The sequence below is a fragment of the Algoriphagus faecimaris genome, assembly GCF_900101705.1.
Taxonomy (GTDB): Bacteria; Bacteroidota; Bacteroidia; order Cytophagales; family Cyclobacteriaceae; genus Algoriphagus; species Algoriphagus faecimaris.
The window spans coordinates 54,931-80,665 of sequence record NZ_FNAC01000001.1 but is presented as its reverse complement, the minus strand read 5'-3'; the positions used below and the strand labels follow the sequence as shown (position 1 = coordinate 80,665).

The window sequence follows — 25,735 nt, the reverse complement described above, 5'->3', positions numbered from 1 at the left end:
AAGCCGCTAAATCACGATTTTTTTCTGGTGTTTTATTTGTTTCGGTTCATATCTCCACCAATTGATACACCTTTAAAAGAGGACTGTGATTGCGTTAAAAAAGCTTCATTTTGGAAAATATCGCTACAAACTCATAAATTTAGGGACATTCCTTGAGCCCATGCGCCCTGTATATCTCCTGATTTGCTTCTTAATGATCGGCTATAATGCTTATAGTCAGAGTTATTCGATTATTGATGGGCGGGCTATTCGATTTTTTACCGAAGGGGAAGAATTAATAAGGGAGCGTAGATATGACGAAGCTGAGGAAAAATTTAGAGCAGCAATCAATAGAGAAGGTTCATTTCTGGAGGCATACGTCAAACTTTCTCAACTCTTAATCACCAAAGGAGAGCTAGAGGAAGCAGAAGCTGTGGCTGCTGCCGGGAAAAGAAGGCTTTCCGGTAAAAATGCGACTCAAAAACATGTGGTTGAAATAGGATGGTTGTTCACCAATATTTATTTGCAGCAAGGAGAATTTGATCAGGCGCTCAGTCAATTTGAGGAGATTGATCCACTATTTGAAACGAACTTCCGGAATAACATCTATTATAAGGATGTGAAATCCCGCATGGATTTTTTGAAAACCCATCTTAACCAAGTGAAAGATATAGAAAGGGAACTCTTGGCGGAGCCTTTAAATCAATTTCAACTTCAGTATTTCCCAGTGCTTACTGCAGATGGCGTTCAGATTTTATTTACCAAAAGAGATGGTACGGGGAATTTTGACAAAGAAGATATTTTCACCTCTTATATCACTACTTCAGGAGGATGGTCCCCTCCTGAAAGTATTGCGCAGACGATTAACTCACCTTACAATGAAGGAACCTGTACCGTCACTGCTGATGGGAATATCTTAATTTATACCTCCTGTGACGCACCTGATTCGGAGGGAAGTTGCGACTTGTATATTTCCTACCGCGTCAATGGTCGATGGCAGCGACCCAAGAATATGGGGAAAAAGGTAAATTCCCGCTTTTGGGATTCTCAGCCTTCCTTATCTGCAGATGGAAGGGTATTGTTTTTTTCATCCAACCGTCGTGGAGGATACGGGGGAAATGATATATGGTACACTGTGCGTATGGCAGATGGCACTTGGACTGAAGCCAAAAATCTCGGCAATGTAGTCAATACGGATAAGGATGAGATTTCTCCTTTTATGTTTTTCAATAATGAGATTCTATTCTTTGCTTCTAATGGACATCAGGGCTTTGGAGGGATGGACATTTTCCTTTCTCGAGTGGTGGATGGGGAATTTCAGGAGCCTGAAAACTTGGGCTTGCCGATCAATGACCACTTGGATCAAGTGGCTTTGTTTATTACCGCCCAAAAAGACTATGCCTATTATTCAGAAATGGCCACCTCACCGGAAGGGGACAAATCTTTGCTGTACCGGTTTCCATTTCCAGAAGAAATCTACCTGGGAGATAATCTAATCGTGACGGGAGGACAGGTGCTCAACTCAAAAACTGGCGAGCCCGTAGACGCTACCTTGTCTTTGGTTTCACTAAGCAATGATAGCACGCTTTACGAATTTAAAGCTGACGGAAAGACGGGAGAGTTTATGATGCTGTATCCAGAGAAATCCGTATCAGGTCTTTATGTGGAGAAGAAGGGCTTCTTGCCCAAAATCTATAATGTAGAAAGAGATTCCATTCAAAATGTCAAAGACTTGCAAGTCGAACTTACCCCCGTGGCGTCAGGAGAGGAGTTTGTCTTTGAAAATGTATTTTTTGATTTCGATAAATTTGAGCTGAAGCAGGAGTCTATGACGTCCTTACGTCGCTTAGTTAAATTTTTGGAGGAAAACCCTAATGTTAACATCATGATTTCCGGACATACAGATAATGTAGGTTCTGCCACTTATAATGAAGCCTTGAGTTTACAAAGGGCAAAGTCCGTTCAAGCGTACTTGGTTTCCCATGAAATTCATCCTGCAAGAGTGGCCACAGAAGGTATGGGAGATTCGCAACCCATGGTACCAAACGATAGCCCGCAGAATCAAGCCTTAAACAGAAGAATTACGATCAGGGTTCTGTGATTTTTAAGGTTTATTCTATTTGATATAGGACAAAAAACATTGTTTTTATATCTATAAGATTATATAAAATTCTCAATTAGTCTGTATTATTTCCTTTTTAATATTCATTATATCAAAACATATCAAGATTATTTTGAGAAAAAGACCTTTTAAGGAATAAAAAATGGATATCAATTTTTTTTCCTGTTTTTTAGAAAAAATACCTGCATATGTATTAAAAATTAACTTCCGTTAACATTCCCTTAATGAGAATAATTTTTTGAATTAGTAGATGTATTAGAGCTTAATCGGAATTTTATATTGATTTCAGGGGTAATTGCGAAGAAATTATCATGTCCCACAACCAAAACATTTATGAATTTTCTATGTCTTAGACTTGGGATATTCAAAGGAAACGGATATCATTGAGTCTAATTTAAACCATAATCAAACCAAATATGAGGAAAGTTTTACTTCTAGGACTCATGCTGATATTGGGGAGTGCAGTAGCATTTGCCCAAAGTCGCGTGGTTACTGGTACGGTAATCTCTTCGGAAGACAATTTGCCTATTCCGGGAGCTACCGTTCTTGTTAAAGGAACCACCATCGGTACAGCTACCGATTTGGATGGTCGATTCTCTATTTCAGTTCCATCTGGATCTGATGTATTAGTAGTTAGTTTTGTGGGTTCCACCAGCAAAGAAATCTCAATCGGAAATCGATCTGAGCTTGACGTGATTCTAGACCCCGATACTAAATTACTAGGAGAAGTAGTGATTACGGGGTACAGTGTACAGACCAAAAGAGAGGTCACTGGTGCAGTATCCCAAGTAAGAGGTGATGTCATCGAAAACTTGCCGATGCAGTCTTTCGATAGAGCATTGCAAGGTCGTGCAGCTGGTGTTCAGGTAGCTTCTGCTAACGGTATTCCAGGTGGTGCGGTAAATATCCGTATTAGAGGGGTAGGTTCTGTTAACGCAGGTAATGAGCCTCTTTACATCGTAGATGGTGTGCAGTTGAATTCAAGAGATGATGCAGGTTTTACTCAGTCTAACCCGCTTGCTTTCTTGAACCCTAACGACATCGAGTCTATGGAAATTTTGAAAGATGCGGCAACTGCAGCGATCTACGGAGCTCAAGCAGCAAATGGTGTTGTAATTATTACTACCAAAAAAGGTAAAGCTGGTAAGGCTCAATTTACATTCAACGCTTACGGTGGTACCACTGAGCCTCTTAAGACGCTTGATGTGACCAATGCTACTGAGGTGTATCAATTGAGAAAAGAAGCTTACATCAATGCTGGAATTAACATTCCTCAAGCTAGAGGGTTAAATGATCTTGGTGTTTTACCTTCCAACTGGCAGTCTTTATCTGTGGAAGAGTTAGATCAAATAGGTGCAGATTTACCTTTCTACGACTGGCAGCGTGAAGCTTTGATCACCGGTAAAATTCAGAACTATGAGCTTTCTGCTTCAGGGGGTGATGAGAAGACTACTTTCTTCATCTCTGGATCTTACAACTCTCAGGAAGCCACAGTATCTCCTGTAAACTTCGAAAGAGGAACTTTCGCAGTGAAATTAGGTCATAAGGCTACTAACAGATTGAATATTGAGACTAACTTGAACTTGAGTACATTTGGACAGAATACTCCTTTTGCTACTTCGGGTGCATTTTTGGGTAACCCTGCTTTCTCTGCAGCTACAGTTCTTCCTCATAACCCAATCTATAACGAAGACGGTTCTTTCAATGAGAACATCAGAGGTATCTTGAACCAAAACGTAATTGCTGTAAATACTTATAACAGTGGTATTCAGAGAACCAATCAAGTGGTGGGTAATATTGCAGCTACATATCAATTGGCTGACAATTTGATCTTCAGATCATTGTTTGGTGTAGATTATCGTTTGGTACAAGCTGAAGATTATACAGACCCTCGTACTCCAGACGGTAGAGGTGTTAATGGTCGTGGTCAGGTTCAGTCCAACTGGAATGTGAACTTCATCACAACCCAAACTTTGAATTACAACAAAACTATCAACTCTGTTCACAACATTTCAGGGGTTTATGGTGTGGAATACAGATCTGAGACCAACCAAGGTATTTCTGGTTCGGGTACAGGTTTCCCTACCTTCCAATTCAGAACAGTACAGTCTGCTGCGATTCCAGAAAATATTACTTCCTTCTGGACTGGATTTAAGAGATTCGGTACTTTCTTGCAGGCTAACTATGACTACAATAAGAAATACTTGTTGACCTTGACTGGTCGATATGACGGTTCTTCTAGATTTGGTGCTGACAACCTTTACGGTTTCTTCCCTTCTGTAAGAGCGGGATGGTATTTGAAAGAAGAAGGTTTCTTGAAAGAGAGTACTACAATATCTGAATTGAAGCTTAGAGCATCTTGGGGTGTGACAGGTAACGATCAGATCGGTAACTTTGATTCAAGAGGTCTTTACATCGGTACTGGTACGTATAACGGTGGTGGAGGTATTCGTCCTTCAGGACTTGCTAATGAGCAATTGTCTTGGGAGAAAAACGAAACCATCAACATTGGGGTTGACTTCGGATTATTCGACAACAGAGTAAGTGGTGCATTAGATGTCTTCAACAGAAATTCTAAGGATCTACTTTTCCCTCAGCCTATCCTTTGGACCAATGGTTTCGGTTCAGTTACAAGAAACGTAGGTTCTTTGGTCAACAGAGGTATCGAATTTGAAATCAGAACAGTCAATGTGAATACTAATAACTTCAGATGGGATACTGACTTCAACATCACGAGAATCGAGAACGAAATCACTTCTCTATATGACGGTCTAGAAGAATTACCTTCAAACCCTGCTATCCGAGTAGGGGAATCTTTAGGTTCTTACTTCTCTTATGAGTATGCGGGTGTAAACCCAGCTACAGGTCGTCCAATGTGGTATGATATCGACGGTAACTTGAAGTATCAGGTACAGGCTGGAGACAGAAAAATCTTAGGTAATTCTCTTCCAAGCTGGTATGGAGGTATGAACAACACCTTCTCATACAAAGGATTGGAATTGACGGTATTCTTCCAGTACGAGTACGGAAGACTAGTTCCAGATGGTCAGGTTGGTTTCATGCGTGAAAATGCTTCTCGTTTGACATTGAATGCATTGAAGCAAACTTACGATGCGAGATGGACAGAGCCAGGTCAAATGACTTATCAGCCAAGGGTATACAGCGGTGGTACAGAAGTAAGAGCTTCAGGTATGAATACAGGAGGTGCATCTTTGTTTAATGCGGATTATATCCGATTGAAGCAGGTTTCTCTTTCTTACAATTTGAGCCCATCCTTATTGTCTAAAATCGGTTTGACTCGTGCAAAAGTATATGCACAAGGTGTTAACCTTTGGACATATGCTCCTGATTATCCAGGTTATGATCCAGAATTCTTGGGTGCTGCAACTGGTATCATTCCGCAGACCAGAAATTATACAGTTGGTATTCAGGTAGGTTTCTAAAGAATTAAACAATGAAAATTAGAACAAACATATTTAAAAGATTAGGCTTGGCCGCAATGGTGGGAGGAATGATTCTGACCGCGACAAGCTGCGAGAGTCTATTGGAAACTAATCCAAGACAATCAATCGATGCGACTATTGCCCTTCAAACCCGTGGTGGTGTAGAGGCAGCAATCAACTCTGTATATGCCCGATTAAGATCTGGCGATAATTACGGAAGAGCCCTATTGGCAGATGCCGATGCACTTGCTGATATCGGTGTAGCTACTGGAAATTCCGGTAGACAAATAAACCAAGCAAGAAATCAGTTTGGTACTCACTTGGACACATGGCAAAACAACTACTATGCGATCAATGAGATCAACTTGATCTTAGAGGCTATCCCTCAACTCAACGATACTCCTCCAGTCTCTCCAGAAGAGGCAGCAGGCTGGGAAGGTGAATTGAAGTTCTTAAGAGCACTTTACTACTTTGATTTGGCTAAGGTGTATGCTTACATCCCCGGAGCAGTGGTACAAGCAAATGATAGAGGTGGTGTACCTGTAGTTACAGAAGGTGTAATTACTTCAGAAGGAGCTTTGAACAGACTTCCTGGAAGAGGTGCTATTGGAGATGCTTATGCTCAAATGGTTTCTGATTTGAATGATGCTATTTCCCTTTTGGCTGATTCTAACAACAGAAACTTCGCATCTAAAGGAGCTGCACATGCGCTTCTAGCTCGAGTGGCGTTGTATACCAAAGACTATCCTACCGCTATCACTAATGCGGAAGCAGCTTTGGCAAGCTCTGTTGGGACTGTACTTCAAGGAGACGATTATGTGTCCGGATGGAGATCAGATGCTCATCCTGAGTCTATGTTCGAAGTTCGTTTCTTCAATGCAAGTGAAGGTACAGGTGGTGTAAATGCATCACTTCAGGCTTCATTTACCTCTATCATTGACTTGAGCAATCCACAAAATCAAGGTGGATGGGGTGACTTCGTTCCAAATGCTCAATTGCTTAGCGAACTTCAAGTATCTGCTTCAGGATCTGGAAACGACCCTAGAGCTTATGAAGTTACTCGTGGCGATGATGTGAGAGCGCAATTGTACAATGTAGGTAACGGTAGAGGATCTGGTCCAAAACTAGAGTGTACCAAGTTTCTTGGTAAAATCGGTGTTCCATACATTGACAATGTCCCTGTAATCAGAAAAAGTGAAATGCTTTTGATTTTGGCTGAGGCTAAGACTTATGCTTCTACTTTGGACGTCAATGGTGCCTTGGAAAACTTGAATGCTTTGAGAACGGCTAGAGGTTTGGCTCCTTTTGAGTCTTCTGATGCCGCTGAGATCTTCGAAGAAGTTCTTCTTCAGAGAAAGCTTGAGTTTGCATTCGAAGGTCACAGATTCTTTGACTTGAAGCGTTTGGGTAGAGATATCATTAAGCCTCAAGGAGATGTACCGTTTACTGACGTTAGAATCCTTGCTTCTATCCCTCAAAGAGAAGTAGATGGTAACCCAAATCTTGTTCAAAATGAAGGATATTAAATTAAGAAATCAGATGAAATCAATTTATAGGGTATTTCTATTTGCACTAGTAGCATTTAGTTTGGGTTCTTGCATCGAGCAGGACTTCGCCTACGAAATATATGACGGTTCCGTAGTAGAGTTTGATGCTACGGTTCTCAATGGACCTGCACCAGGAGAGGATTTTCCAATTGTGAACAGACTCCCTGCCTACGGATTTGCGCTCAATACATCTAGACCTTTCATCACTGAAAGTTCAGGTACGATCACTTTCAGAGTTAACTTTGTAAGTGCACAGAGACCAAATGATGAAACGATCACTTACTCCGTTGTTGCTGATAAAACTACTGCTGTAGAAGGTGTTCATTACAACACCTCCGGTTCTTTTGTAATTCCTGCCAATAGCAGCTTCGGTGAAGTTACCGTAGAACTGCTTGAAGGTGACAATGGCACTTCGCCTGTTACTTTGGTATTGGAACTTAATGGAAACGGTTCAGATATCGCTGCAAGTGAAAACTTCAAGCGTTTAGGTATCTCTATCGCACAACAGTAAAAATAACCAACCAAATAAGGGAAGGGCATTCGCCTTTCCCTTTTTTATTTAACTACTATAACTATGAAAGTATTATTTGCTTCCTTTTTCTTTCTACTCTCATTTAGTGGCTTTGCCCAGCTAACCAATCTTCAAGATATCGGCAATGGTGCTCCTTTAATGGCAAAGTATCCAGGTATCTCAGGCAGTCCTCTTGTAGGGGACTTTACAGATGGTAAAATTTTCTTCAACGAAAGGGAATTTTACGAAGGTAAATTAGCTCTAAATGGATATGAAAACAGAGTAGAGTATATGTATCAGGGAGAGCGTTTTTATTTTGAACCCAAGGAGATTTCCTACTTTGTGATTTTTGAGAATAATAGAGAAAGAGTATTTAAAAAGTCGGATGCACTCATTAAAGGGAAGACCGTTTTTTATGAAGAGTTAAAAGGTAAGGATGATTTGATTCTAGCTAAGTTGTACTCTGTTTCCGTAGGAAATGATCCCACTTCTTCTTCTTATGGTTCTGATAGAGGCAAAGCATTTTTACCTTCAGAAGAATTGTACCTCTGCAGCCAAGGCACCTGTAAAATTGTTAAAAATGAAAAGCAATTGGGTGATGTGCTTTCCGAACCTTTACTTTCTGAGGCATTAGCTGTGATCAAGGCAGAAAAATTAAAGCTTAAAAAAGAAGAAGATTGGCTTCGATTGATGGATCGCTTGATCAAGTGATCTTAGCTGAACGGATAAAATTTTATTTGAAGATTACTTTTGACTAAATTGCGCCGAATTTGAAGCGCTGATGATTTACGTTTGTAGGAAAGAGCATTTTAATGCCGCACATAAACTTTGGAACCCCAATTGGTCTGAGGAAAAGAACTTTGAGGTTTTTGGCCCCTGTGCCAATGTCAATTGGCATGGGCATAATTTTGAGTTGATTGTAACGGTAAAAGGAATGCCTGATCCAGAGACTGGGTTTGTGGTAGATCTAAAGCAGCTAAGCACCTTAATTCGCCGTCTTGTAATTGATAAAGTAGACCATAAAAATCTGAACATGGACGTGGATTTCATGAAAGATAAAATGGCTTCTTGCGAAATTCTGATTATGGAATTTTGGAAAATCTTGGAGCCCGCGGTCAAAGAAATTACTCCTAATGGAGGTCTGTATAAATTGACACTTTACGAGACTCCGAGGAACTTTGTGGAGTATTTCGGTGAATGATTTATGATTTTTCTATCACAAAGGGCATAAAGGATGAATTTTCCTGTAATACTTTAATGAGCAGGGTTGTTTTAACTATTTATCAAATCTTTTTCTGAATTGTTCTTTGAACTTTGGAGTTCATAAGCTTACTCAATAACTTGACAACATGGTTTCTCAAAGAGAAAGTGAATGCTTATCCTAGATAAAATTTAAATAGGATTTAGTTCTGTAGTTGAGAAGTTGCTGAATTTTACAGAATCAGAGCTAATGTCAATCGCCTTATTTCAATTTGATAGACAGCAATTCAAAGTAATATAAGACTAGGCATTGGATGGAAGAAGCCTTTGACTATGAATTGGTTTCTGATGGGGAAGTCAAGAAAATTTGTAATAAATGAGAATTAATTAACAACAAATTGAAAGCCCAGATTCCTAACATTGATCATCTTTGTTTTAATCATAGGTAATGTTTTCTGACTAATACTTTCCAATAAAAATTTATCTTTTACGAAATTTGAAGAGATTCTATATCATTTCCGGCGAACGCTCAGGTGATCTTCACGCTTCTAACTTGGTTTTGGCGTTGAAGGAGCAAAACCCCTCTTTGGAATTCAGAGGAATGGGTGGCAGTTACTCTCAAAAGGCAGGAGTGGACTTAGCTGTTGATTATTCGGAAGTGGCACTTATGGGTTTTTTGGAAGTGGTCCTAGGCTTTCGCAAAGTTCTTAAATACCTCAATCTGGTTAAAAAGGATCTTATTCGTTATCAGCCTGATGCGCTTATTTTAGTTGACTATGGGGGCTTTAATATGAAAATAGCCCAATTTGCAAAAGCTAATCATATCCCTGTTCATTATTACATTCCTCCAAAGGTCTGGGCTTGGAACCAAAAAAGAGCTTTAAAACTGAAAGCTTTTACTGACCATATTTATAGTATTTTACCTTTTGAATCAGATTTTTTCAGAAGGTTTGATATGGAGGTGAATTATGTAGGGAACCCTCTTTTGGATGAGATTAGAAAGTTTGAACCACATGAGTTTTTCTTCCAAAAAAATGAATTGAGTTACTCACCAATTATTGCACTACTACCAGGAAGTCGTAAACAGGAAATTGAAGCTATGCTTAGCAAAATGATAGCCTTGGTACCGCGCTTTCCCAATGCACAATTTGTCATAGCAGGTGTGGATTCATTAGATCAGAAGCTCTATTCTCCCGCTCAGAAGGCCGGTATAAAGGTGGTTTTTAATCAAACCTATGATTTACTCTCTCATGCAATTGCTGCTGTGGTTACTTCCGGTACGGCCACGTTGGAAACCGCTTTATTTCGAGTGCCGCAGGTGGTGGTGTATGAGACAAGTACCATATCCTACCAAATAGCCAAAGGATTGATCAAAGTTCCTTTCATATCCTTAGTCAATCTGATAGCTGATCAAATGGTAGTCAAAGAATTAATTCAAAATGATTTTTCAATTGGAAATCTGGAATCAGAATTGGTGAAAATGGTTTCTGATATGGTATATAAGGGTCAAATGCTTCAGGGCTATGATCTGGTGAAAGAGCGAATAGGGACTCAATCCGCCTCAAAGACGGCTGCCGAATTAATTTTGAATTCGTTAAATACAAAGTAGATTCAGTAATCTTTTTTTGGTATAGGGTAGGACTTGGTTGGTTTAAGGCTATTTTAGCTATACCAAACCCAAAATTCCTATGAAAACCCATCCTTTTCTTATTTTTCTATCTGCGCTAATGTTCTTCTCTGGCGCACAGTCACAAACTTTAACCCAGCAAAGTAATCAAGTGATCTCGGGAATTTCTGAAGATAGAATCTCTCGAATTGATGCCATGCTCGATGAAGCTATTAAGACGGAGCAGGTTCCTGGACTTGTGGCTATGATTGTCAAAGATGGAAGGGTGATTTATCACCAAGCCAAAGGCTATTCTGATGTAGCAAATCGAAGAAATATGGAAATAAACTCGATTTTTCGAATTGCCTCGCAGACCAAAGCAATCACTGCTACTGCGGTCATGATTTTATGGGAGGAGGGAAAGTTTCGGTTGGATGATCCGATTTCTAAATTCATTCCAGAATTCAATAATCCGCAAATTCTCAATACGTTTCGGTTTGGGGATACCACTTACACCACGGTTCCCAGTAGTAGGCAGATTACCATTCGGCATTTGCTGACGCATACATCAGGCTTAGGTTATGGCGTGATAGATGGCGATGAACGGATGAAGATGATTTATCATAAGGCTGGGGTGACAGATCTCTTTACTACTGAGAACATCAACATCGAGGAGAGTGTCAAGCGTCTGGCAAAACTCCCTTTGCATCATGAACCGGGTGCGAAATTTACTTATAGTGAGGGTTTGGATGTATTAGGTTATTTGGTGGAAGTTATTAGTGGAAAACCTTTTGATGAATTTTTGAAAGAACGCATTTTTGACCCCTTAAAAATGAATGACACCCGTTTTTATCTGGACGAGAAGCAAGGAGATAGATTGGTGAAAGTACATACCTATCAAGAAAATCAGTGGAAAGCTTACCCGGTAACTTTTTATGATCCGGATTATCCAAAAAGTGGAGCAAAGAAGTTTTTCTCAGGTGGAGCAGGACTATCGAGCACCACAGAAGATTACGCCAAATTTCTTCAGATGTACCTCAATGGAGGGATTTATAACAGAAATCAGATTTTAAGCCCACATACTATCCAAACGATCATGAGTAATCAGGTGGGTGATTTATTAGGTAATAATGGTAAAGATTATGGGTTGGTATTTGGCTTGGTTGATGACAAGGGAGTACAATTAGGTGGAATGGGGAGTTTAGGCACCTTTGATTGGGGAGGGTATTTCAACACGCAATATTTCGCCGATCCGGAGGAAAATATCATAGGCTTGATCTTCAAACAAACCTCCGGCGCTGGTAATGGAGATCAGACAGGTTGGAAATTTAGGCAAATGGTATTTACACTGATAGATTAGAGGGTTTTGGACAGGGGTAGCAATTAGAGAAAAGACAAAACGTTAGAGAAAATGATCAATCTGTCGTTCTTGCCGAAAATTTCTTATTGAAGAGATCCTTAGAAATTAGCAGTTGAGATTGCCTTTTTATGAGATGTATGGTAAACATAACCTCTTTTGCCCAAATGCATTTCAGGTTTTCTGAGACTTTAAATTATTCCCATCGCGAATATGTAGCCTTCTGAAAACCATGGCTGATAGCATTGTCAGGCCCCCAATAACCAAAAATGTATAGCGAAAAGCATTGTGAATTTCATTTTGGATCAAGCTTACGTCTCCTTCAAAGATTTTGAGAACTACCAATCCGAAGGCGACCCCAAAACCTACTGCCATTTGCTGATTAACAGATAGCAGAGAATTGCCACTGCTTGTATGGTAGGGGCGAAGGTCTGCAATAGCAATGGAATTCATGGAGGTGAATTGGATGGAGTTAAAAAAGCCCAAGACTCCAATGATTGGGATGTGCCAATAAATTGAGCTTTCAATACTCGGGATTGCCAATGAACAAATCAAAAGGCCGATGATCAAGGTGTTTGTAATCAATGTTTTTCTATAACCAATTTGATTTAGAATTTTCATTACCACCGATTTTCCCAGCATGGCTGTAATGGCCATTGGGGCTACGATCCAGCCTGAAGTTACTGCTGACCTGCCATATCCTATTTGTATCATCAGAGGTAGAAGCAGGGGAATAGCGCTTATTCCCAGCCTTGTGGCAAGATTGCCAAGAATACCGATCCGAAAAGTCCGCACTTGAAATAAATTCAATGGGAAAATCGGCTCTTCCCTCTTTTTGGCATGCCTGTAATAGAAGTACAACAGCAAAAAGCCCAAAAATAGCCCAAAAAGTAAAGGAGTCGTTTGTACCGAATTGCCCAAAAGCTCCAAGGAAATGGATAAAATAAACGTCCCCGCAGCAAAAATCAGAAAACCCTTGATATCAAAGCCAGAGGACTCAGAGTGGTAGTCAGGCATGTAAATAAGACTCAAAATAACTCCAATGAATGCAATGGGTAGATTGATTAAAAATATCCAATGCCAAGACAAATAGTCTACCAAGTAGCCCCCAACCAAGGGCCCCAATATGGGGCCGATTAAAGCAGGGACAATGGCATAATTCATCGCATTGACCACTTCATTCCTAGGGAAAGTTTTGATCAAAGTGAGTCTCCCTACGGGAGTCATCATGCTGCCTCCAACGCCTTGAACTACTCTAGAAATTACCAACTGAGTCAAACTTTGGGAAATCGAGCAAAACAAGGAACCTATGGCAAAAAGTATCAAAGCCGCAATAAAGACCTTTTTGGTACCGAATCGATCTGCCATAAACCCACTGATGGGCATCAGCAAGGCTACCGTCAGCACATAGCTGATGATGGCATTTTGCATATTGAGTGGAGACTCATTCAGGTCTGCCGCTATGGCGGGAAGCGAAGTATTGAGAATCATCGAATCCAGCATCATCATAAAAATGGCCGTAGCCAAAATCAGCGGAAGAATTTTTTTGATTTTCTGATCAGCAATTATGCTAGACATGAACCTTTCTGTTGAAGAGCATGGTGACTGAACACTAGGTAGCCGTGTAGGGTTCGTAGCAAATCAGGTTTCTCTTTCCGGTTTCACATTTCACTCCATAAATGATATAGGGTGGATCAGGGGAAGCGCAATCGAGGATGCACACCTGAGTTGGAAAGAACAGATATTGGATTGATTTAAACAATAAGAAAGGTTGTCACTTATCAACCAAAATTGGTTTTCATTTGGTAAAATATTGCTGTTTTCGATCAGCTGGTAAACGGTTTCGTTTTGGTAAAACCTTCCTCCCTCATCACATTGTATAATCTCAGCAATAAGTTGACCGTCTTGATGGGGGCTTGATAGTGAAGAGTTCTCTGGACTAAAATAATAGCTAGGATAAAGTACCTGCTGTGTAGAGATGCCCACTTCCCAATCTAAACTAACTAAAAAGAAAATCAGGTCATCTACCTTTTTATAGATCAATTGAACAATACCTTGGCCTGCTACCTGAAATAGGGGCTGTGTCCAGGAACTTACCTCTCGATTTGTAGCGGAGAATTTATAAAACCCCAAACCGGTGGATTGACCATTTTTTGATTCAATGCCTTTATCTGTAATCTCCCAATCTTTCAGCTTATCCAATGGAGTCATTTTGTAGGTGCTTAGCGGGTAGTGGTCTGCGGCAGGAAGAGTATAGATAGCGATGTATTTTTTGCTTTGCCACCAATAATTATCCCAATCAAATACAGCCAAAAGTGATCGAAGGTCTGCATTTAAAATATTATCCTCTTGAAGCAGGTTTTTGATTGCTGGTATTGAAGCCCAAATCATATTTTCTTGGGTCTCGATTAACTCTTTGACTTCTAAGTAATGATGGGTTTTACTTTTTTGGTAATACTTACCTCCCAAATCATGTTGCATACTGTGTGTAATCAGATGACATCCTGGAATATAGGAGGTAAAATATTCCACATAGGCGGTAGCCTTTCCTCCATGTAGTTTTAGGTAATTGGCGGGCGTACTTTGTATAGTAGGTCCATATTGGATCACACCGGTATTTCCCGGCTCTACTCTAGCTTGTAGCAATACAAAAATTGTGTTTCCTGTTTTGCAGAAGATCAACCCCGTCAAGGCACTTTGAGGTTGATAAAGCATCAGTTTTTGATCGGTTGGATCATCTTGATTTTCAAGACCAATCACCTGAAAAAATCCATTGGATTGATGGCTGATGATACCATCCCGTAGACTCCATGCGGATTGATCAGCAAATTTGATTTCTTGGAGCTCGTATTGAGACTCTTTTTTGGTTTCTGAAAGAAAATCGATTAACCCTTGTGCATTTTCAGCTTTCCGCAGGCTTGGGGATGTGGTCATGGTTAAGTTTTGGAAGTAAGTATTTTAGTTTTTCAAATTCTAATTTAGGAGAAACTTCTCCCTCGTGTGCTAATTCTAAATAATTCAATCTGCAGGCTGCCGCAAGTTTCTTTTGTATCGCTTCATTTTTGAAATCGGCACTGCCCTGCAAAATGACGCTAGACTCAGGTTTCATCCAAATCATATTTAAAAACTCTGCGCCTCTGATACCGACCAAATAACTACAGTTCGAAAAAGCATGAATTTGCTCTTTTAATGACATTTCTCCAGGGTTCACTACTTTAGAATAGTGTCCCGTAGCGAGAAGTCTGCGGTGACACTCTTCAATTCCAAGTAAGCGTCTCCTAGTAGATCCGTATCCTTTAAACCACCTCGCTTTTTTACCCTGCTCGGAGTTGACAATAGAGGGTGGATCTGCCCTTTCAATGATACAGATTAAAGGTTTTTCATTCATATGCTCAGCTCCTGCCCAAGACAGGAGGTGCTGTCTGAGAGGATGAAAATTTTCCCTGAAAATCAATGGAAATTTACCATAAAACTCAAGGTAATGGTCCCACCTAGGAAGGACGATTTTATTCTTTCTTTTTCTAAAAAGATGATAAGCGAAAATGGAGGTATGATCTCCTCTTAACGCGTATTCAAACCTAAGTAATCTTCTTTTTATTTTTGCTCGGTAGGATTTCCATTCCCTTTGGGGTCCCTTGGTACTTTTATCGGTTAATTCTACAAATTCATGTGGTATTTTAACATGGTCTAAATATTCTTTCAAGAGTTTGTCTGAAAGCGGATTACAGGCATCAATTTGAAGAATGGTATCTGACCAATTTTGTGGATTTTGGCGGATCCACAGCACTGCGGGTAAAAAGAAACCCAGCATGTAATGCCAATAGTTTCCTAAATCACCCCCGCGTCTTGGGTCCGCTTGGAAAATAAGAAATTTAGTATTTGTCGATTTCAATTCTTCGTAAAAAAAGCAGGTAACACCTTATGGTATCTCAAATTAAAAGTATCAATACTTTTTTTCAAATAATAATGATTTTATGGTTTGGTCAGCTTCATTAGCATTCAGGGACCTCTTTTTTAATTTTAATAGTTCAAAATACCTTTTGAGAAGGCACTAAAACAGAAATCAATTTTTTAAATGTTTATTCCGTTTTTTCGCCTTTGGATCATTTTAGGAAAATTGATTAAGCTTCTATCGGGCATTGAAAGATTTTTGAATCAAATGAATTAAAGAATTCAGAAAGGTATAGGTGTAATTAAATCCAATTCCCATAGAGCAAGTATTCCCTGAAATCTGAAAGTTTTATCAGTTAATATACAGGAGTAATCGATTGATTTGATTTAAAAATGGTTTCTTTTGGTAAGTTGATCCTTCTTCTCAAATTCGCTCAACCTATGAAAAGCACTCTAGTTTTTATATTTATTCTTGCTTTGCTTTCCTGTAATGCTCCTGTTTCGAAAGAAATTTCTGATGAATTCATCAAGGGAGTTTATGGTAACCCGGGGACTTTGCTTCGCGAAGGGTATACCTTTGATTCTTTGGGTATGAATGCGGTTTTTGTGAGAAGTGGATCTTTGAATCAGGACTTTTATGAAAAGTCAAAAAAGCAAGGGATGAAAGTTTTTGTGGAATTTGCCACCTTAAATGGCAAAGATTACTTGGTTGACCATCCTGATGCTTGGCCTATCGATGAAAAAGGGGAGCAGTCCCCACCTGCAGATTGGTTTATGGGAATCTGTCCCACCCATCCTGGTTTTAAGCAATTTCGTTCGGATCAATTAAACGAGATACTAGGTCAGTTTGAAGTGGATGGACTGTTTTTAGATTATGTGCATTGGCATGCGCAATTTGAAACTACCGAGCCGATTTTGCCAGAAACCTGTTTCTGTGATCGGTGTACCACGGCATTTGGTGAGCGCATTGACACGCTAATTCCAGGACAAAACGTTCCCGATCGTGCCAAATGGATCCTAGAAAATGTAGATGCCCAATGGAGAAAATGGAGAGTAGATGTACTCAATGAATGGGTAGAAGATTTGGGTGAAATCCTTCGTCAAGCGCAGCCTGAAGCCATCTTAGGTGTTTTTCACTGCGCTTGGTATCCTACGGATTACGATTCTGCTTTGTACCGAACTATGGGCTTGGACCCCATTGCTCTAGCCAAACGAGTAGATGTGATGGCGCCGATGCTTTTTCATCACATGAAGGGAAGGCCTACCAAATGGGTGGGGGAGTACCTTAATTGGATAGGTGGAGTACTTGATCTTGAGAGGAATGATTCCCCGAAAATTTGGCCAATCGTTCAGTCACACGATAATCCGGGTATTGTAAGTGCGGAGGAGTTTAGAGAAGTGATGATCCAAGGGGCTCAATGGCCTTCTACAGGGATTATGATGTTTTCTGACCAATCACTTCTTGAGAACAAAGAAAAGCTGCAAGTGATGAAGGAACTCTATGGGGAAGAGCGCCCTCGTTGAATGCAAATTATAAGTTTCAACTTTTTAGCTCACTTAAAATAATAGATCAAATCACTTTCAGCAGCCAAGTACCCAAAGGAAGTAAAGGCTTTTTCATCAATGAGATTTTCCATCATTTGTCGGGCCTTAACCGTGTCTCCATGATACAAATACCAATTGGCAACTCCGTAGCGAACGGCATCATTGGACGGACTTCCCGGGCCTTCTTGAATCAGGGAGTCGACTGGCAGCCAACCCTTATAGAGCTCGCAGAGATCAGCATAACTTTGGTTTTCGATGACAGTAGAATCCGCATGAATTGGGGCCAAAAGTGAATCGGCTTTTGCGGGGTTTTCCAATCGCTGTTGAATCATATAAAGCCAATGGGTGCTTGAGACTATATTATCGTAATGCGATCCACTTTCTCGACAGCGGAGGTAGGCCTCATAGGCTTTTTCATAATCGTGGATTAAATAATAAGCCAAACCTAAATGATAATAGATATTTCCATGCAAGGAACTTACAGGAATATTCATGGCATTGGGCATGCCGTCCGGCTCGATTTCGTTTTCAGTTCCTTGGATCAATTCGGCGGCTTTTTCCAAATCGGAAATGGCCTTATCGTATTCTCGGAGAGAAATATAGCGATGCCCTCTATGGCGGTACAGCTTGGCTTCGTTTGGGGATTTTTCGATTCCTTTTGAATAAATATCGATTGCCTCTTGATACTTTCCAATGTAGGCTGCTCTTCTTCCGTACCAAATCAACCCTTCGATATCTTCTGGGTTTGCTTCATAATTAGATTTAGCTTCCTCAAATTGAATCAACAGTTTCTCCGGTGGTGTAGGTACAGTGAAAGTCTTTCCCAAAGGAGTGGTAAAGCTGTTTTCATTCAATGGTTCCTTCGAATTAGAATCCTCAGTTTTTGGACCGCAGGAATACAAGAGGAAGATGAATAGTACAAAGGAAGGTGCTCTCATACATGGAGTATTATGGTGGGCTAATGCAACTCTGGAAACTTCTAATTGATCAAGTTTCTTTTATTAAATATACAATTTTCCATGGGTTCTTGACCTCTTAAAATCGCAAGTGTATTTTGTACCGTCATAATACACATTTGAGTATAGGTGGTTTTGGTCAGACTTCCTACATGGGCTGTAATCAGGGTATTGGGATGCTTGATCAAAGGCTCATCTGTCTCAGGTGGCTCTACTGCTAGGACATCTGAGGCAAACCCTCCTAGTTTTCCTGATTCAAGAGCCTTAAATAAAGCTTTCTGATCAATGATTTTTCCTCTAGCCGTATTGATTAGTAGAGCTCCAGTTTTCATTTGATTTAGAGCTTCACCGTTGATCAGATTTTCTGTCTCAACGGTCAAAGGCAGATGCAAGCTGACCACATCTGAGCTTTTCAGCACCTCTTGGAGGGATAGCATGGGGTAGGGGACCGGTTCTTTGACAGCACTCCAATAGTATACTTTCATCCCTAAAGCTTCGGCAATCCGAGCTACTTTTTTACCGATGTTTCCCATTCCTAAAATCCCGAGAGTCTTTCCATGCAGTTCATCTCCTATATAATTTCCTCTTTCTTTCCAGCGACCTTCTTTAACCATAGTAAATGCAGAAAATAGATTACGCTGAAGATTGAGCATTAGACTTATAGTATGTTCAGCGATGGTATTGGCATTGCTGTTTGGGGCATTGACTACCTTGATTCCTCGCTTACTCGCTTCATCCACGTTGATATTGTCCAGTCCCACTCCAGCTCGGGCAATGATTTTTAAGTTAGGAACTTGGTCCATCAGGGAGGCCCGAATTTGTCCTTTGCCGCGAGTGATAATCGCTGAAATATCATGGGATTTTAATGCAGTCTGAAGGCTTGCATCGTCCAATCCCATGATTACTTCCACATCTTCCGCGGACTCCAGTATTTCCATCGCCTCATCAGCCAAGGTTTCCAAAAGAAGGATTGTAGCACTCATTTGTTTTTGTGATAAAGCGTGGCATCCTTGGTCTTATACCCTCGGAAATCATTGCGTCCAGAAACGTATATTCCCGGTTTGAAGAGCTCATCCTCAAATATTTTAGGGTCAATTTTGGCATCCGGAGCGGAAGAAAGTTCAATGAGATTTCCCGAAGGATCACGGACAAACATCTGAATCGGGCCATCCGGTAACTGCCTCACATGTCCCCAAGGCTTGACATCAATGACCCCAAGTTCTTTCATTCGCCAATAGATGGTGTTGATGTCATCGACTTGCAGACAAAGATGACCTCTAAAGGAATATGTGTCCTCCCACTCGGTCAAGTGCAGTTGTTGATCTTCATTGATCTTAAAAAAAGCCGTAGGATAGTCAAACAGGAAGGCCGGGATGGCTTCCATACCCAATTCTTTCTCATAAAATTCACAGGCTTCCTCCAAGTTACTGACTACTAAGGCGACGTGATTGATATTGATTGCTTTTGCCATGGTTGCTATTGTTTGAATTCGTTTACAAAATCCCAATTCGGTGTCAAGCCCAAACCGGGTCGGGTTGGCTGAGGCAACATTCCCTGCTCATCCACTGCGATTTTTTCCTCGACCAGATCGTACATCATTGGATTGCCTCCAAGTGAAAATTCGATGACATTGGCCGAAGGAGAAGCAAATGCTACTGATAATCCTGCCATAAAAGAAAATGCAGATCCCCAGCAATGCGGAGCCAATTCGAGCTGATAGGTATGTGCTAATTGGGCCACCCGCATGGCCTCTGTGATTCCTCCGATGATGGCACAGTCAGGTTGAATAATATCCAGTGCCTTTTCTGCTATCATATCTCTAACATCAAAAGCGGTGTATTCACTTTCTCCTGCGGCGATAGGAATGAAGGTGCTTGATCTCACTTCAGCGGTACCTATTCGATTATCTGGGCTGATAGGCTCCTCAAACCAATACAGGTTACAATCTTCCACTCCCCGACAAAACTGCTTGGCTTCGGGCACACTGAAGGTACCATGCGCGTCAGTCATTAGCTTGATGTGATCGGGAAGAGCTTCCCTTGCTGCGCGAACTCGCTTGATGCTTTCTGCGACCGAACCGTCCATCACACCGACTCGCATTTTTACTCCTGAGAACCCTTTTTCAGTATAACCTTTCAACTGCTCTCCAATCTTGTCCGCGCCAGCCCAGCCGCCACTAGCATAAGCGGGCATTTGATCTCGACAGCTACCTCCCAAAAGATCTACAACAGGAACACCCAGGGTCTTACCTTTGATATCCCAAAGGGCAGTATCGATTCCACTGAGGGCTGAAATGGTCAGGCCTCTTCTTCCTAAAATAGGAAATTTCCTCCCTCTCGAGAGGGAATAATGATCACGAGTTCCATTGTATACGATTTCCCAAATCCTGTTAATCTGTCCTACTTCCTGACCGATGAGGGCAGGTTTTAGTTCGTTTTCCACACAGCTGACAATGCTGGCGCAGGAACCGGATGAACCTACTGCCGCTTTAGCTTCACCAAAACCCTGCAGGCCCGTATCGGTGGTGACTACAACTAAAGTCATGTCAAAATTGGTCAGAAGCCCATAATCAGAGCGGTGTTGTTTTTCTTTGGGAATGGGACAGCGAAGCCAAAAGGCTTCAATATTAGCTATTTTCATTTAAGGTAAGGTTTGAGCTGATCGATCGAACGCTGGGTTAGCATCGTATAAAATTCATCCGTCACGGCAGTACTTCCATGATCTTGAAGGAATTTCAGCTGCTCTTTGCTCAAGCCCTCCGGCGCTTCATCAATGGAGTTAGGGTAGGGATTTGCAGGTGTACGATCAATGGGTGGACAGAACTCCACAGAAAGGACATCATCGTATCCAATTTCCTTTAAAGTGCTCATGATCCGTTTCCAATCCAGTTTGCCCATGCCAGGAGCCATTCGATTGTTGTCGGCAACATGGAAGTTTACCAGACGTGAACCTACTTCCCTCATCGTGGCAAACATATCCAACTCTTCAATATTCATGTGAAAAGTGTCCAAACAAACACCGCAATTTGGACCTACTGCTTCCGCCAGAGCTAGGGCTTGGGCGCCTCTGTTGATAAAATAGGTTTCGAATCGGTTGATAGGTTCGATGCCGATTTTGAGGCCATTGGCTTCGGTAAATTGATAGATCTCTTTGACTCCTTCTACGGCCCATTCCCATTCCTCTTCCGGGCGAGCATCGGGGATGATTTTGCCCACGGTACCTGGTACTAATGATATCACACTTCCGCCTAGGTCAGCAACCAATTGGGCAAGATCAAGCACGTATTGGATAGATCTCTTTCTTTGGTCGGGATTTTTGGCTAAGAGATTTCGTTCCTCGAGCATCAGGGTAACTGAGCCCCAACATTGGATTTGGTATTTTTCCAATAGCTCCTTAACCTGACTGCTATCATAGCTTTCCGGAGCGCCTTGAATTTCAATATGGGTATATCCGAGGCCAGAAATCCGTTGTAGGGTGCTTTCCAGTGTTTCGGCCCGCATCCAGTTATGAATGGCTATTTGCATAAAAAAACAGGGTTTGATTTGTTCCGCTTTAAGTTAGTCGAAAATTTTGAAAAAGGCTGAACTGGCTTCTGAATTGAGTCTTTTTAGGATTAATCTTTAAAATTTTTTGATAGTCGGTGAAAGGAGCTTAGAACTAGGCAAATAAAAAAGACCTGATAAAAACGAATTAAATAGCGATTTATCAGGTCTTGACTTTACCTTCTTTTACCATTGGGCTACTCTTTGAAAACTTGGACTTCGAAGGTTTTGATTAAGGCTCACCAATATCCTCGTTCCATAGGCTGGGGTTTTTGGAAATGAACTCCTCCATCATTTTTACGCAGGTAGGATCATCGACTACGACTACTTCCACGCCGTTTTCTCTTAATAATTTTTCGGATCCCATGAAGGTGCGATTCTCTCCAATCACCACTTTGGGGATACCATAAAGTAAGATCGCTCCCGTGCACATGGGACAGGGCGATAGCGTGGTGTAGAGTACCGATTCCTGATAAACTGAAGCGGGCTGTCTTCCGGCATTTTCTAAGGCATCCATTTCTCCGTGGAGGGTCACGCTTTTTTGTTGAACCCGCTTGTTATGCCCTTTTCCAAGAATTTTTCCCTGATGTACCAAAACCGATCCGATGGGAATTCCTCCTTCATGTAGTCCGGTTTTAGCTTCATTGATTGCTGCTTCGAGATATTGATCCATGGTCTATTTTTCTGGTAGTTTTTACTTAATGAGGATATAATATAGTTTATTTGACTACTCCGATCAACTGAAAACGTAAGAAGTCCTCTTGGATTTCGGGATGGTCCGTAGAAATCCAGATTCCCTTTTGATCCGCTAATATGTAGCGGCCATGAAACTGGTCTGGCTCTAAGTCTAATTCACCTAGTATATTAAAATCACTCCACAAACAACACCCCAACCCCCTTATCTGTCGCCAGCTTATTAAATGCTGGAATGGCTGTCTGAATCAATCGCTCTCCCTCGGTTTTCAGTGGTTTCCACTCTTCCATCAAACGGGCGTATTCGCTTTTGGTGCCTTCGTTGATTTTGGGAATGCTACTCTCTCCATGATTGAGCATGAAGAGGAAGTTGGCGGTAAACTTATTGGGAAAATTCTCCACATCGTCATAGGCCGTAGATCGGCGCTGAATCATCTCCTCATCCCAGGCTTTCAGTTCTTCGAGAAGTTTTTCGCCCTCCTTTTTCAGAGAAGAATATTCTTTTTTGCCTTCCAGCTTTTTCAGGAGTGTGGCGAGTTGGTCTTGGTAGTCCTTGGCGGTATTCACTAGGGTATGCATGCTAGTTACATCAGCTTCCAATTGACTCATCCATTCATGATAGGCCTGATAGTCCGCTTGGCTCAAATTGTAAGCAGGGATATCCTTGATTTGGGCTTTGGATTCGGCTGTCATTCCTTCTCCACTTAGTCGGATGGTATAAGTTCCCGGTATGGCTTTATGCCCTCGGTAGCTTGATTCGATGTAAGCACCCGGAATACCGGGCATAGTAGGATAGCGCAAGTCCCAAACAAAGCGGTTCAGTCCTTTTCGCGTAGAAATAGTAGGTTCCAAAGGAGGTCCGCCGGCCCAAGTTCTGGCATTCGGGTCTCTTTTGGAGCTGATTTTACGAATCAGCTTGCCTTGGGAGTCCAAGATTTCTAAAGTCAATTCTGTACTATCATTAAAATTCTCCGGCAAATCATAATGGATCACCATGCCATTAGCAGGGTTTAAGCCCTCGGTGGGATGCATGCCGGTAAAGTCGTCCAAGTTTCCTCCATTCATCGAAGAGTACCAATTGCCCAAAAGTGCATCTTCTGGTGTGTAGAGGGTTATTTGATTGACTTCATTTTGTAATTCACGTACTACATTCAGTTCGTCCAAGATCCAAAAGGATCGGCCTGATGTTGCCACGATCAAGTCATCATGAGCAACTTTCAGATCCGTAATTGGAGTGATCGGAAGATTAAGCTGGAAAGACTCCCAGTTGGATCCTCCATCTCGTGAAAGGTACATCCCCTGCTCGGTACCAGCGAAAAGCAGGTCTTTCTTCTTTGTGTCTTCCCTAACCACGCGGGTGAATGCGCCGTAAGGAATTCCCTCCGAAATCTTGGTCCAGGACTTTCCATAATCGGTAGTTTTGTAAAGGGCAGGCGTATAATCGTTGAATTTGTAACGTGTCGTGGCGATATAGGCTGTAGCGGGATCATGTGGAGAAACCTCAATGGCATTGACAAGCGTTTCCTGCATGCCTTTTGGCGTGACATTGGCCCAAGTTTTTCCATTGTCTCGGGTCAGGTGAACCAAGCCATCATCACTTCCTGTCCAGATCACTCCAGCCTCATGAGGAGACTCCATCACATAAGCAATGGTGCCATAATTTTCTGCCCCTACAGCTTCATTGGTAAATGGCACGCCGGGAGTTCCTTGTTTTTCTTTTTCATTTCGGGTCAAATCCGGAGATACTTCCGTCCAGGTTTGGCCCATATCCTGAGTTTTGAGTAGTACTTGGGCAGCATGGTAAAAGGTATTTGGTTCATGCTGAGACCAGATGATTGGCGCATTCCAATTGAAGCGGTATTTCATATCCTCAGCACTCATGCCTAGGTATTGAATGGGGGCCGACATGATGCTAGTAGAGCCTTTGGTTTGCATGTCTAGTACTTCGATCGTTCCTTGATAGCTTCCTCCCAGTACATATCTCGGGTCATCCGGATCAAAAGCCAAGAAGGCACTTTCACCACCCGCGGAATAATTCCAATGCTCTTGGGTAATCGTACCTCTTCCCAGGGCCATACTGGAAATCACCAGTGAAGTATTGTCCTGCTGTCCGGCATAGATACGGTAGGGAAATTGATTGTCGGTATTGATCCGATAAAATTGCGCAGTAGGCATGTTGTTCTGAGTGGACCAAGTTTTGCCCCCATTAAAAGTGATGGAGCCACCACCATCGTCCGCCAAAATCATGTTTTTGGAGTTTTTCGGATTGATCCATAAATCGTGATAGTCTCCATGTGCTCCGTCTATAGCTTCAAAAGTTTTTCCTCCATCAAAGGACTTCAGCATGGGAGCACTCTGTACCCAAACCGTATTTTCATCATTGGGGTCGGCAAAGACCTCGATGTAATACCAAGCCCTTTGGGTTAGGCGATTATCTTTATTAACTAAGGTCCAGCTTTCGCCTGCGTCGTTGGACACGAAGAGTCCGCCCAGATCCTTGTAAGTGTCGCTTTCCACCAAAGCATAAACTTTATTGGGATTTGCGCGAGAAACGGAAATAGCCATTTTGCCTTTTTCTCGGGGTAATCCATTTTCGATTTTCTTCCAAGTTTGGCCTGAGTCGGTAGATTTATACATTCCTGAGCCCGGACCACCGGACTTTACCTGCCAGGGTAATCGCTGATGCTCCCACATGGCGGCATAGAGGACCTCAGGTGTATTCATATCCATGCTGAGCTCAACTGCTCCGGTTTTTTCATCCACAAAAAGAATTTTCTCCCAAGTCTCGCCACCGTCCACGGATTTATAGACTCCTCGATCTGGATTGGGGGCATTCAGAGCACCCTGAGCGGCCACATAAACCACGTCTGGATTACTTGGGTGAATCTGAATCCTGGAAATATGTTCTGTTTTTTCCAAGCCGAGTTTTTTCCAAGTTTCGCCGGCATCGGTGGATTTATAAACTCCGTCACCGTAGGAGGTCATAACGCCTCTTGGAGCGTGCTCACCCATGCCTACATAGACGATATTGGGGTTGCTTTCGGCTACCGCTACGGCTCCTACCGAACCTGTGGTAAAAAATCCATCCGAAATATTCTCCCAATGCTGACCTGCATCGGAGGTTTTCCAGATGCCTCCTCCTGTGGTGCCGAAGTAGTAGGTCAAAGGATCATTGACTACCCCCGTGGCAGTTACAGAACGGCCACCTCGAAAGGGACCGATATTGCGGTATTTGATAGGGAGATTTTGGTCAAAGTTGATTTGGCCCATTGCCTCAAAGATGATAAAGGCAAAGACCACAAAGATGCTTTTCTTCATAATTAGGTGGTTTTGGCTTTAAGTT

19 protein-coding genes are annotated in these 25,735 nt (G+C 41.8%); 9 read left to right on the top strand and 10 right to left on the bottom strand.

Annotated features, from left to right (window positions below):
- The first annotated feature begins 160 nt into the window (after positions 1-160).
- The 8 genes from BLQ57_RS00340 (at position 161) to BLQ57_RS00305 (ending at position 11,768) form a co-directional block, all read left to right on the top strand.
- Positions 161-2,080: an OmpA family protein gene (locus tag BLQ57_RS00340; protein ID WP_087937697.1), complete on the top strand. Its 1,920-nt coding sequence runs from the start codon at positions 161-163 to the stop codon at positions 2,078-2,080.
- A gap of 437 nt (positions 2,081-2,517) precedes the next feature.
- Positions 2,518-5,544, top strand: coding sequence for a SusC/RagA family TonB-linked outer membrane protein (locus BLQ57_RS00335; RefSeq protein WP_087937671.1), 3,027 nt, complete (start codon positions 2,518-2,520; stop codon positions 5,542-5,544).
- An 11-nt stretch (positions 5,545-5,555) separates the two neighbouring features.
- Positions 5,556-7,070 (top strand): RagB/SusD family nutrient uptake outer membrane protein, encoded by a 1,515-nt coding sequence (locus BLQ57_RS00330; protein WP_087937672.1) that lies wholly within the window; start codon positions 5,556-5,558, stop codon positions 7,068-7,070.
- The gene (locus tag BLQ57_RS00325) at positions 7,057-7,602 is read left to right on the top strand and encodes a DUF4843 domain-containing protein (protein WP_169712691.1); all 546 of its coding nucleotides are present in this window, start codon (positions 7,057-7,059) and stop codon (positions 7,600-7,602) included. Before BLQ57_RS00330 ends, BLQ57_RS00325 begins: the two co-directional genes overlap by 14 nt.
- Before the next feature lie 63 nt (positions 7,603-7,665).
- Positions 7,666-8,313 carry a hypothetical protein gene (locus BLQ57_RS00320; protein WP_087937674.1) on the top strand — a complete coding sequence of 216 codons (648 nt, stop codon included), beginning with the start codon at positions 7,666-7,668 and terminating at the stop codon, positions 8,311-8,313.
- Positions 8,314-8,383: 70 nt separating this feature from the next.
- On the top strand, positions 8,384-8,803 hold the full coding sequence (locus BLQ57_RS00315; protein ID WP_087937675.1) for a 6-pyruvoyl trahydropterin synthase family protein: 420 nt from the start codon (positions 8,384-8,386) through the stop codon (positions 8,801-8,803).
- Between the two features lie 495 nt (positions 8,804-9,298).
- Positions 9,299-10,411 (top strand): lipid-A-disaccharide synthase, encoded by a 1,113-nt coding sequence (lpxB, locus tag BLQ57_RS00310; protein ID WP_087937676.1) that lies wholly within the window; start codon positions 9,299-9,301, stop codon positions 10,409-10,411.
- A 79-nt stretch (positions 10,412-10,490) separates the two neighbouring features.
- Complete coding sequence (locus BLQ57_RS00305; RefSeq protein WP_087937677.1) at positions 10,491-11,768, top strand: serine hydrolase domain-containing protein; 1,278 nt, start codon at positions 10,491-10,493, stop codon at positions 11,766-11,768.
- Positions 11,769-11,939: 171 nt separating this feature from the next.
- On the opposite strand, the gene BLQ57_RS00300 is transcribed toward BLQ57_RS00305, so the two are convergent.
- The 3 genes from BLQ57_RS00300 to BLQ57_RS00290 form a co-directional block, all read right to left on the bottom strand.
- On the bottom strand, positions 11,940-13,343 hold the full coding sequence (locus BLQ57_RS00300; protein ID WP_087937678.1) for an MFS transporter: 1,404 nt from the start codon (positions 13,341-13,343) through the stop codon (positions 11,940-11,942).
- 90 nt (positions 13,344-13,433) lie between these two features.
- Entirely contained in the window at positions 13,434-14,699 is a 1,266-nt protein-coding gene (locus tag BLQ57_RS00295; RefSeq protein WP_087937679.1) for an NDP-hexose 2,3-dehydratase family protein, read from the bottom strand.
- Positions 14,668-15,576, bottom strand: coding sequence for a glycosyltransferase family 61 protein (locus BLQ57_RS00290; protein WP_087937680.1), 909 nt, complete (start codon positions 15,574-15,576; stop codon positions 14,668-14,670). Before BLQ57_RS00290 ends, BLQ57_RS00295 begins: the two co-directional genes overlap by 32 nt.
- A 521-nt stretch (positions 15,577-16,097) precedes the next feature.
- Here BLQ57_RS00290 and BLQ57_RS00285 point away from each other — a divergent pair.
- A complete protein-coding gene (locus tag BLQ57_RS00285) occupies positions 16,098-17,180 on the top strand; it encodes a glycoside hydrolase family protein (protein WP_139162627.1) in 1,083 nt (360 codons plus the stop codon).
- Between the two features lie 29 nt (positions 17,181-17,209).
- On the opposite strand, the gene BLQ57_RS00280 is transcribed toward BLQ57_RS00285, so the two are convergent.
- The 7 genes from BLQ57_RS00280 to BLQ57_RS00250 form a co-directional block, all read right to left on the bottom strand.
- On the bottom strand, positions 17,210-18,139 hold the full coding sequence (locus BLQ57_RS00280) for a tetratricopeptide repeat protein (RefSeq protein WP_087937682.1): 930 nt from the start codon (positions 18,137-18,139) through the stop codon (positions 17,210-17,212).
- Positions 18,140-18,180: 41 nt separating this feature from the next.
- A complete protein-coding gene (locus BLQ57_RS00275) occupies positions 18,181-19,140 on the bottom strand; it encodes a 2-hydroxyacid dehydrogenase (RefSeq protein WP_087937683.1) in 960 nt (319 codons plus the stop codon).
- Entirely contained in the window at positions 19,137-19,628 is a 492-nt protein-coding gene (locus BLQ57_RS00270) for a VOC family protein (protein WP_087937684.1), read from the bottom strand. The genes BLQ57_RS00275 and BLQ57_RS00270 overlap by 4 nt, the downstream gene beginning before the upstream one ends.
- Before the next feature lie 5 nt (positions 19,629-19,633).
- Positions 19,634-20,797 (bottom strand): mandelate racemase/muconate lactonizing enzyme family protein, encoded by a 1,164-nt coding sequence (locus BLQ57_RS00265; protein WP_087937685.1) that lies wholly within the window; start codon positions 20,795-20,797, stop codon positions 19,634-19,636.
- On the bottom strand, positions 20,794-21,681 hold the full coding sequence (locus tag BLQ57_RS00260) for a sugar phosphate isomerase/epimerase family protein (RefSeq protein WP_087937686.1): 888 nt from the start codon (positions 21,679-21,681) through the stop codon (positions 20,794-20,796). The genes BLQ57_RS00265 and BLQ57_RS00260 overlap by 4 nt, the downstream gene beginning before the upstream one ends.
- Before the next feature lie 250 nt (positions 21,682-21,931).
- Positions 21,932-22,372: a nucleoside deaminase gene (locus BLQ57_RS00255; protein WP_087937687.1), complete on the bottom strand. Its 441-nt coding sequence runs from the start codon at positions 22,370-22,372 to the stop codon at positions 21,932-21,934.
- A gap of 197 nt (positions 22,373-22,569) precedes the next feature.
- Positions 22,570-25,710 (bottom strand): WD40/YVTN/BNR-like repeat-containing protein, encoded by a 3,141-nt coding sequence (locus BLQ57_RS00250; protein WP_087937688.1) that lies wholly within the window; start codon positions 25,708-25,710, stop codon positions 22,570-22,572.
- Between the last annotated feature and the right edge of the window lie 25 nt (positions 25,711-25,735).

Bases quoted from the DNA above. Each gene is read 5' to 3' on its own strand.
- BLQ57_RS00260 (WP_087937686.1), bottom strand. From the start codon at position 21,681: ATGCAAATAGCCATTCATAACTGGATGCGGGCCGAAACACTGGAAAGC.
- BLQ57_RS00330 (WP_087937672.1), top strand. From the start codon at position 5,556: ATGAAAATTAGAACAAACATATTTAAAAGATTAGGCTTGGCCGCAATG.
- BLQ57_RS00295 (WP_087937679.1), bottom strand. From the start codon at position 14,699: ATGACCACATCCCCAAGCCTGCGGAAAGCTGAAAATGCACAAGGGTTA.
- BLQ57_RS00305 (WP_087937677.1), top strand. From the start codon at position 10,491: ATGAAAACCCATCCTTTTCTTATTTTTCTATCTGCGCTAATGTTCTTC.
- BLQ57_RS00335 (WP_087937671.1), top strand. From the start codon at position 2,518: ATGAGGAAAGTTTTACTTCTAGGACTCATGCTGATATTGGGGAGTGCA.
- BLQ57_RS00275 (WP_087937683.1), bottom strand. From the start codon at position 19,140: ATGAGTGCTACAATCCTTCTTTTGGAAACCTTGGCTGATGAGGCGATG.
- BLQ57_RS00255 (WP_087937687.1), bottom strand. From the start codon at position 22,372: ATGGATCAATATCTCGAAGCAGCAATCAATGAAGCTAAAACCGGACTA.
- BLQ57_RS00250 (WP_087937688.1), bottom strand. From the start codon at position 25,710: ATGAAGAAAAGCATCTTTGTGGTCTTTGCCTTTATCATCTTTGAGGCA.
- BLQ57_RS00315 (WP_087937675.1), top strand. From the start codon at position 8,384: ATGATTTACGTTTGTAGGAAAGAGCATTTTAATGCCGCACATAAACTT.
- BLQ57_RS00300 (WP_087937678.1), bottom strand. From the start codon at position 13,343: ATGTCTAGCATAATTGCTGATCAGAAAATCAAAAAAATTCTTCCGCTG.
- BLQ57_RS00280 (WP_087937682.1), bottom strand. From the start codon at position 18,139: ATGAGAGCACCTTCCTTTGTACTATTCATCTTCCTCTTGTATTCCTGC.
- BLQ57_RS00340 (WP_087937697.1), top strand. From the start codon at position 161: ATGCGCCCTGTATATCTCCTGATTTGCTTCTTAATGATCGGCTATAAT.
- BLQ57_RS00265 (WP_087937685.1), bottom strand. From the start codon at position 20,797: ATGAAAATAGCTAATATTGAAGCCTTTTGGCTTCGCTGTCCCATTCCC.
- BLQ57_RS00270 (WP_087937684.1), bottom strand. From the start codon at position 19,628: ATGGCAAAAGCAATCAATATCAATCACGTCGCCTTAGTAGTCAGTAAC.
- BLQ57_RS00320 (WP_087937674.1), top strand. From the start codon at position 7,666: ATGAAAGTATTATTTGCTTCCTTTTTCTTTCTACTCTCATTTAGTGGC.
- BLQ57_RS00290 (WP_087937680.1), bottom strand. From the start codon at position 15,576: ATGCTGGGTTTCTTTTTACCCGCAGTGCTGTGGATCCGCCAAAATCCA.
- BLQ57_RS00325 (WP_169712691.1), top strand. From the start codon at position 7,057: ATGAAGGATATTAAATTAAGAAATCAGATGAAATCAATTTATAGGGTA.
- BLQ57_RS00285 (WP_139162627.1), top strand. From the start codon at position 16,098: ATGAAAAGCACTCTAGTTTTTATATTTATTCTTGCTTTGCTTTCCTGT.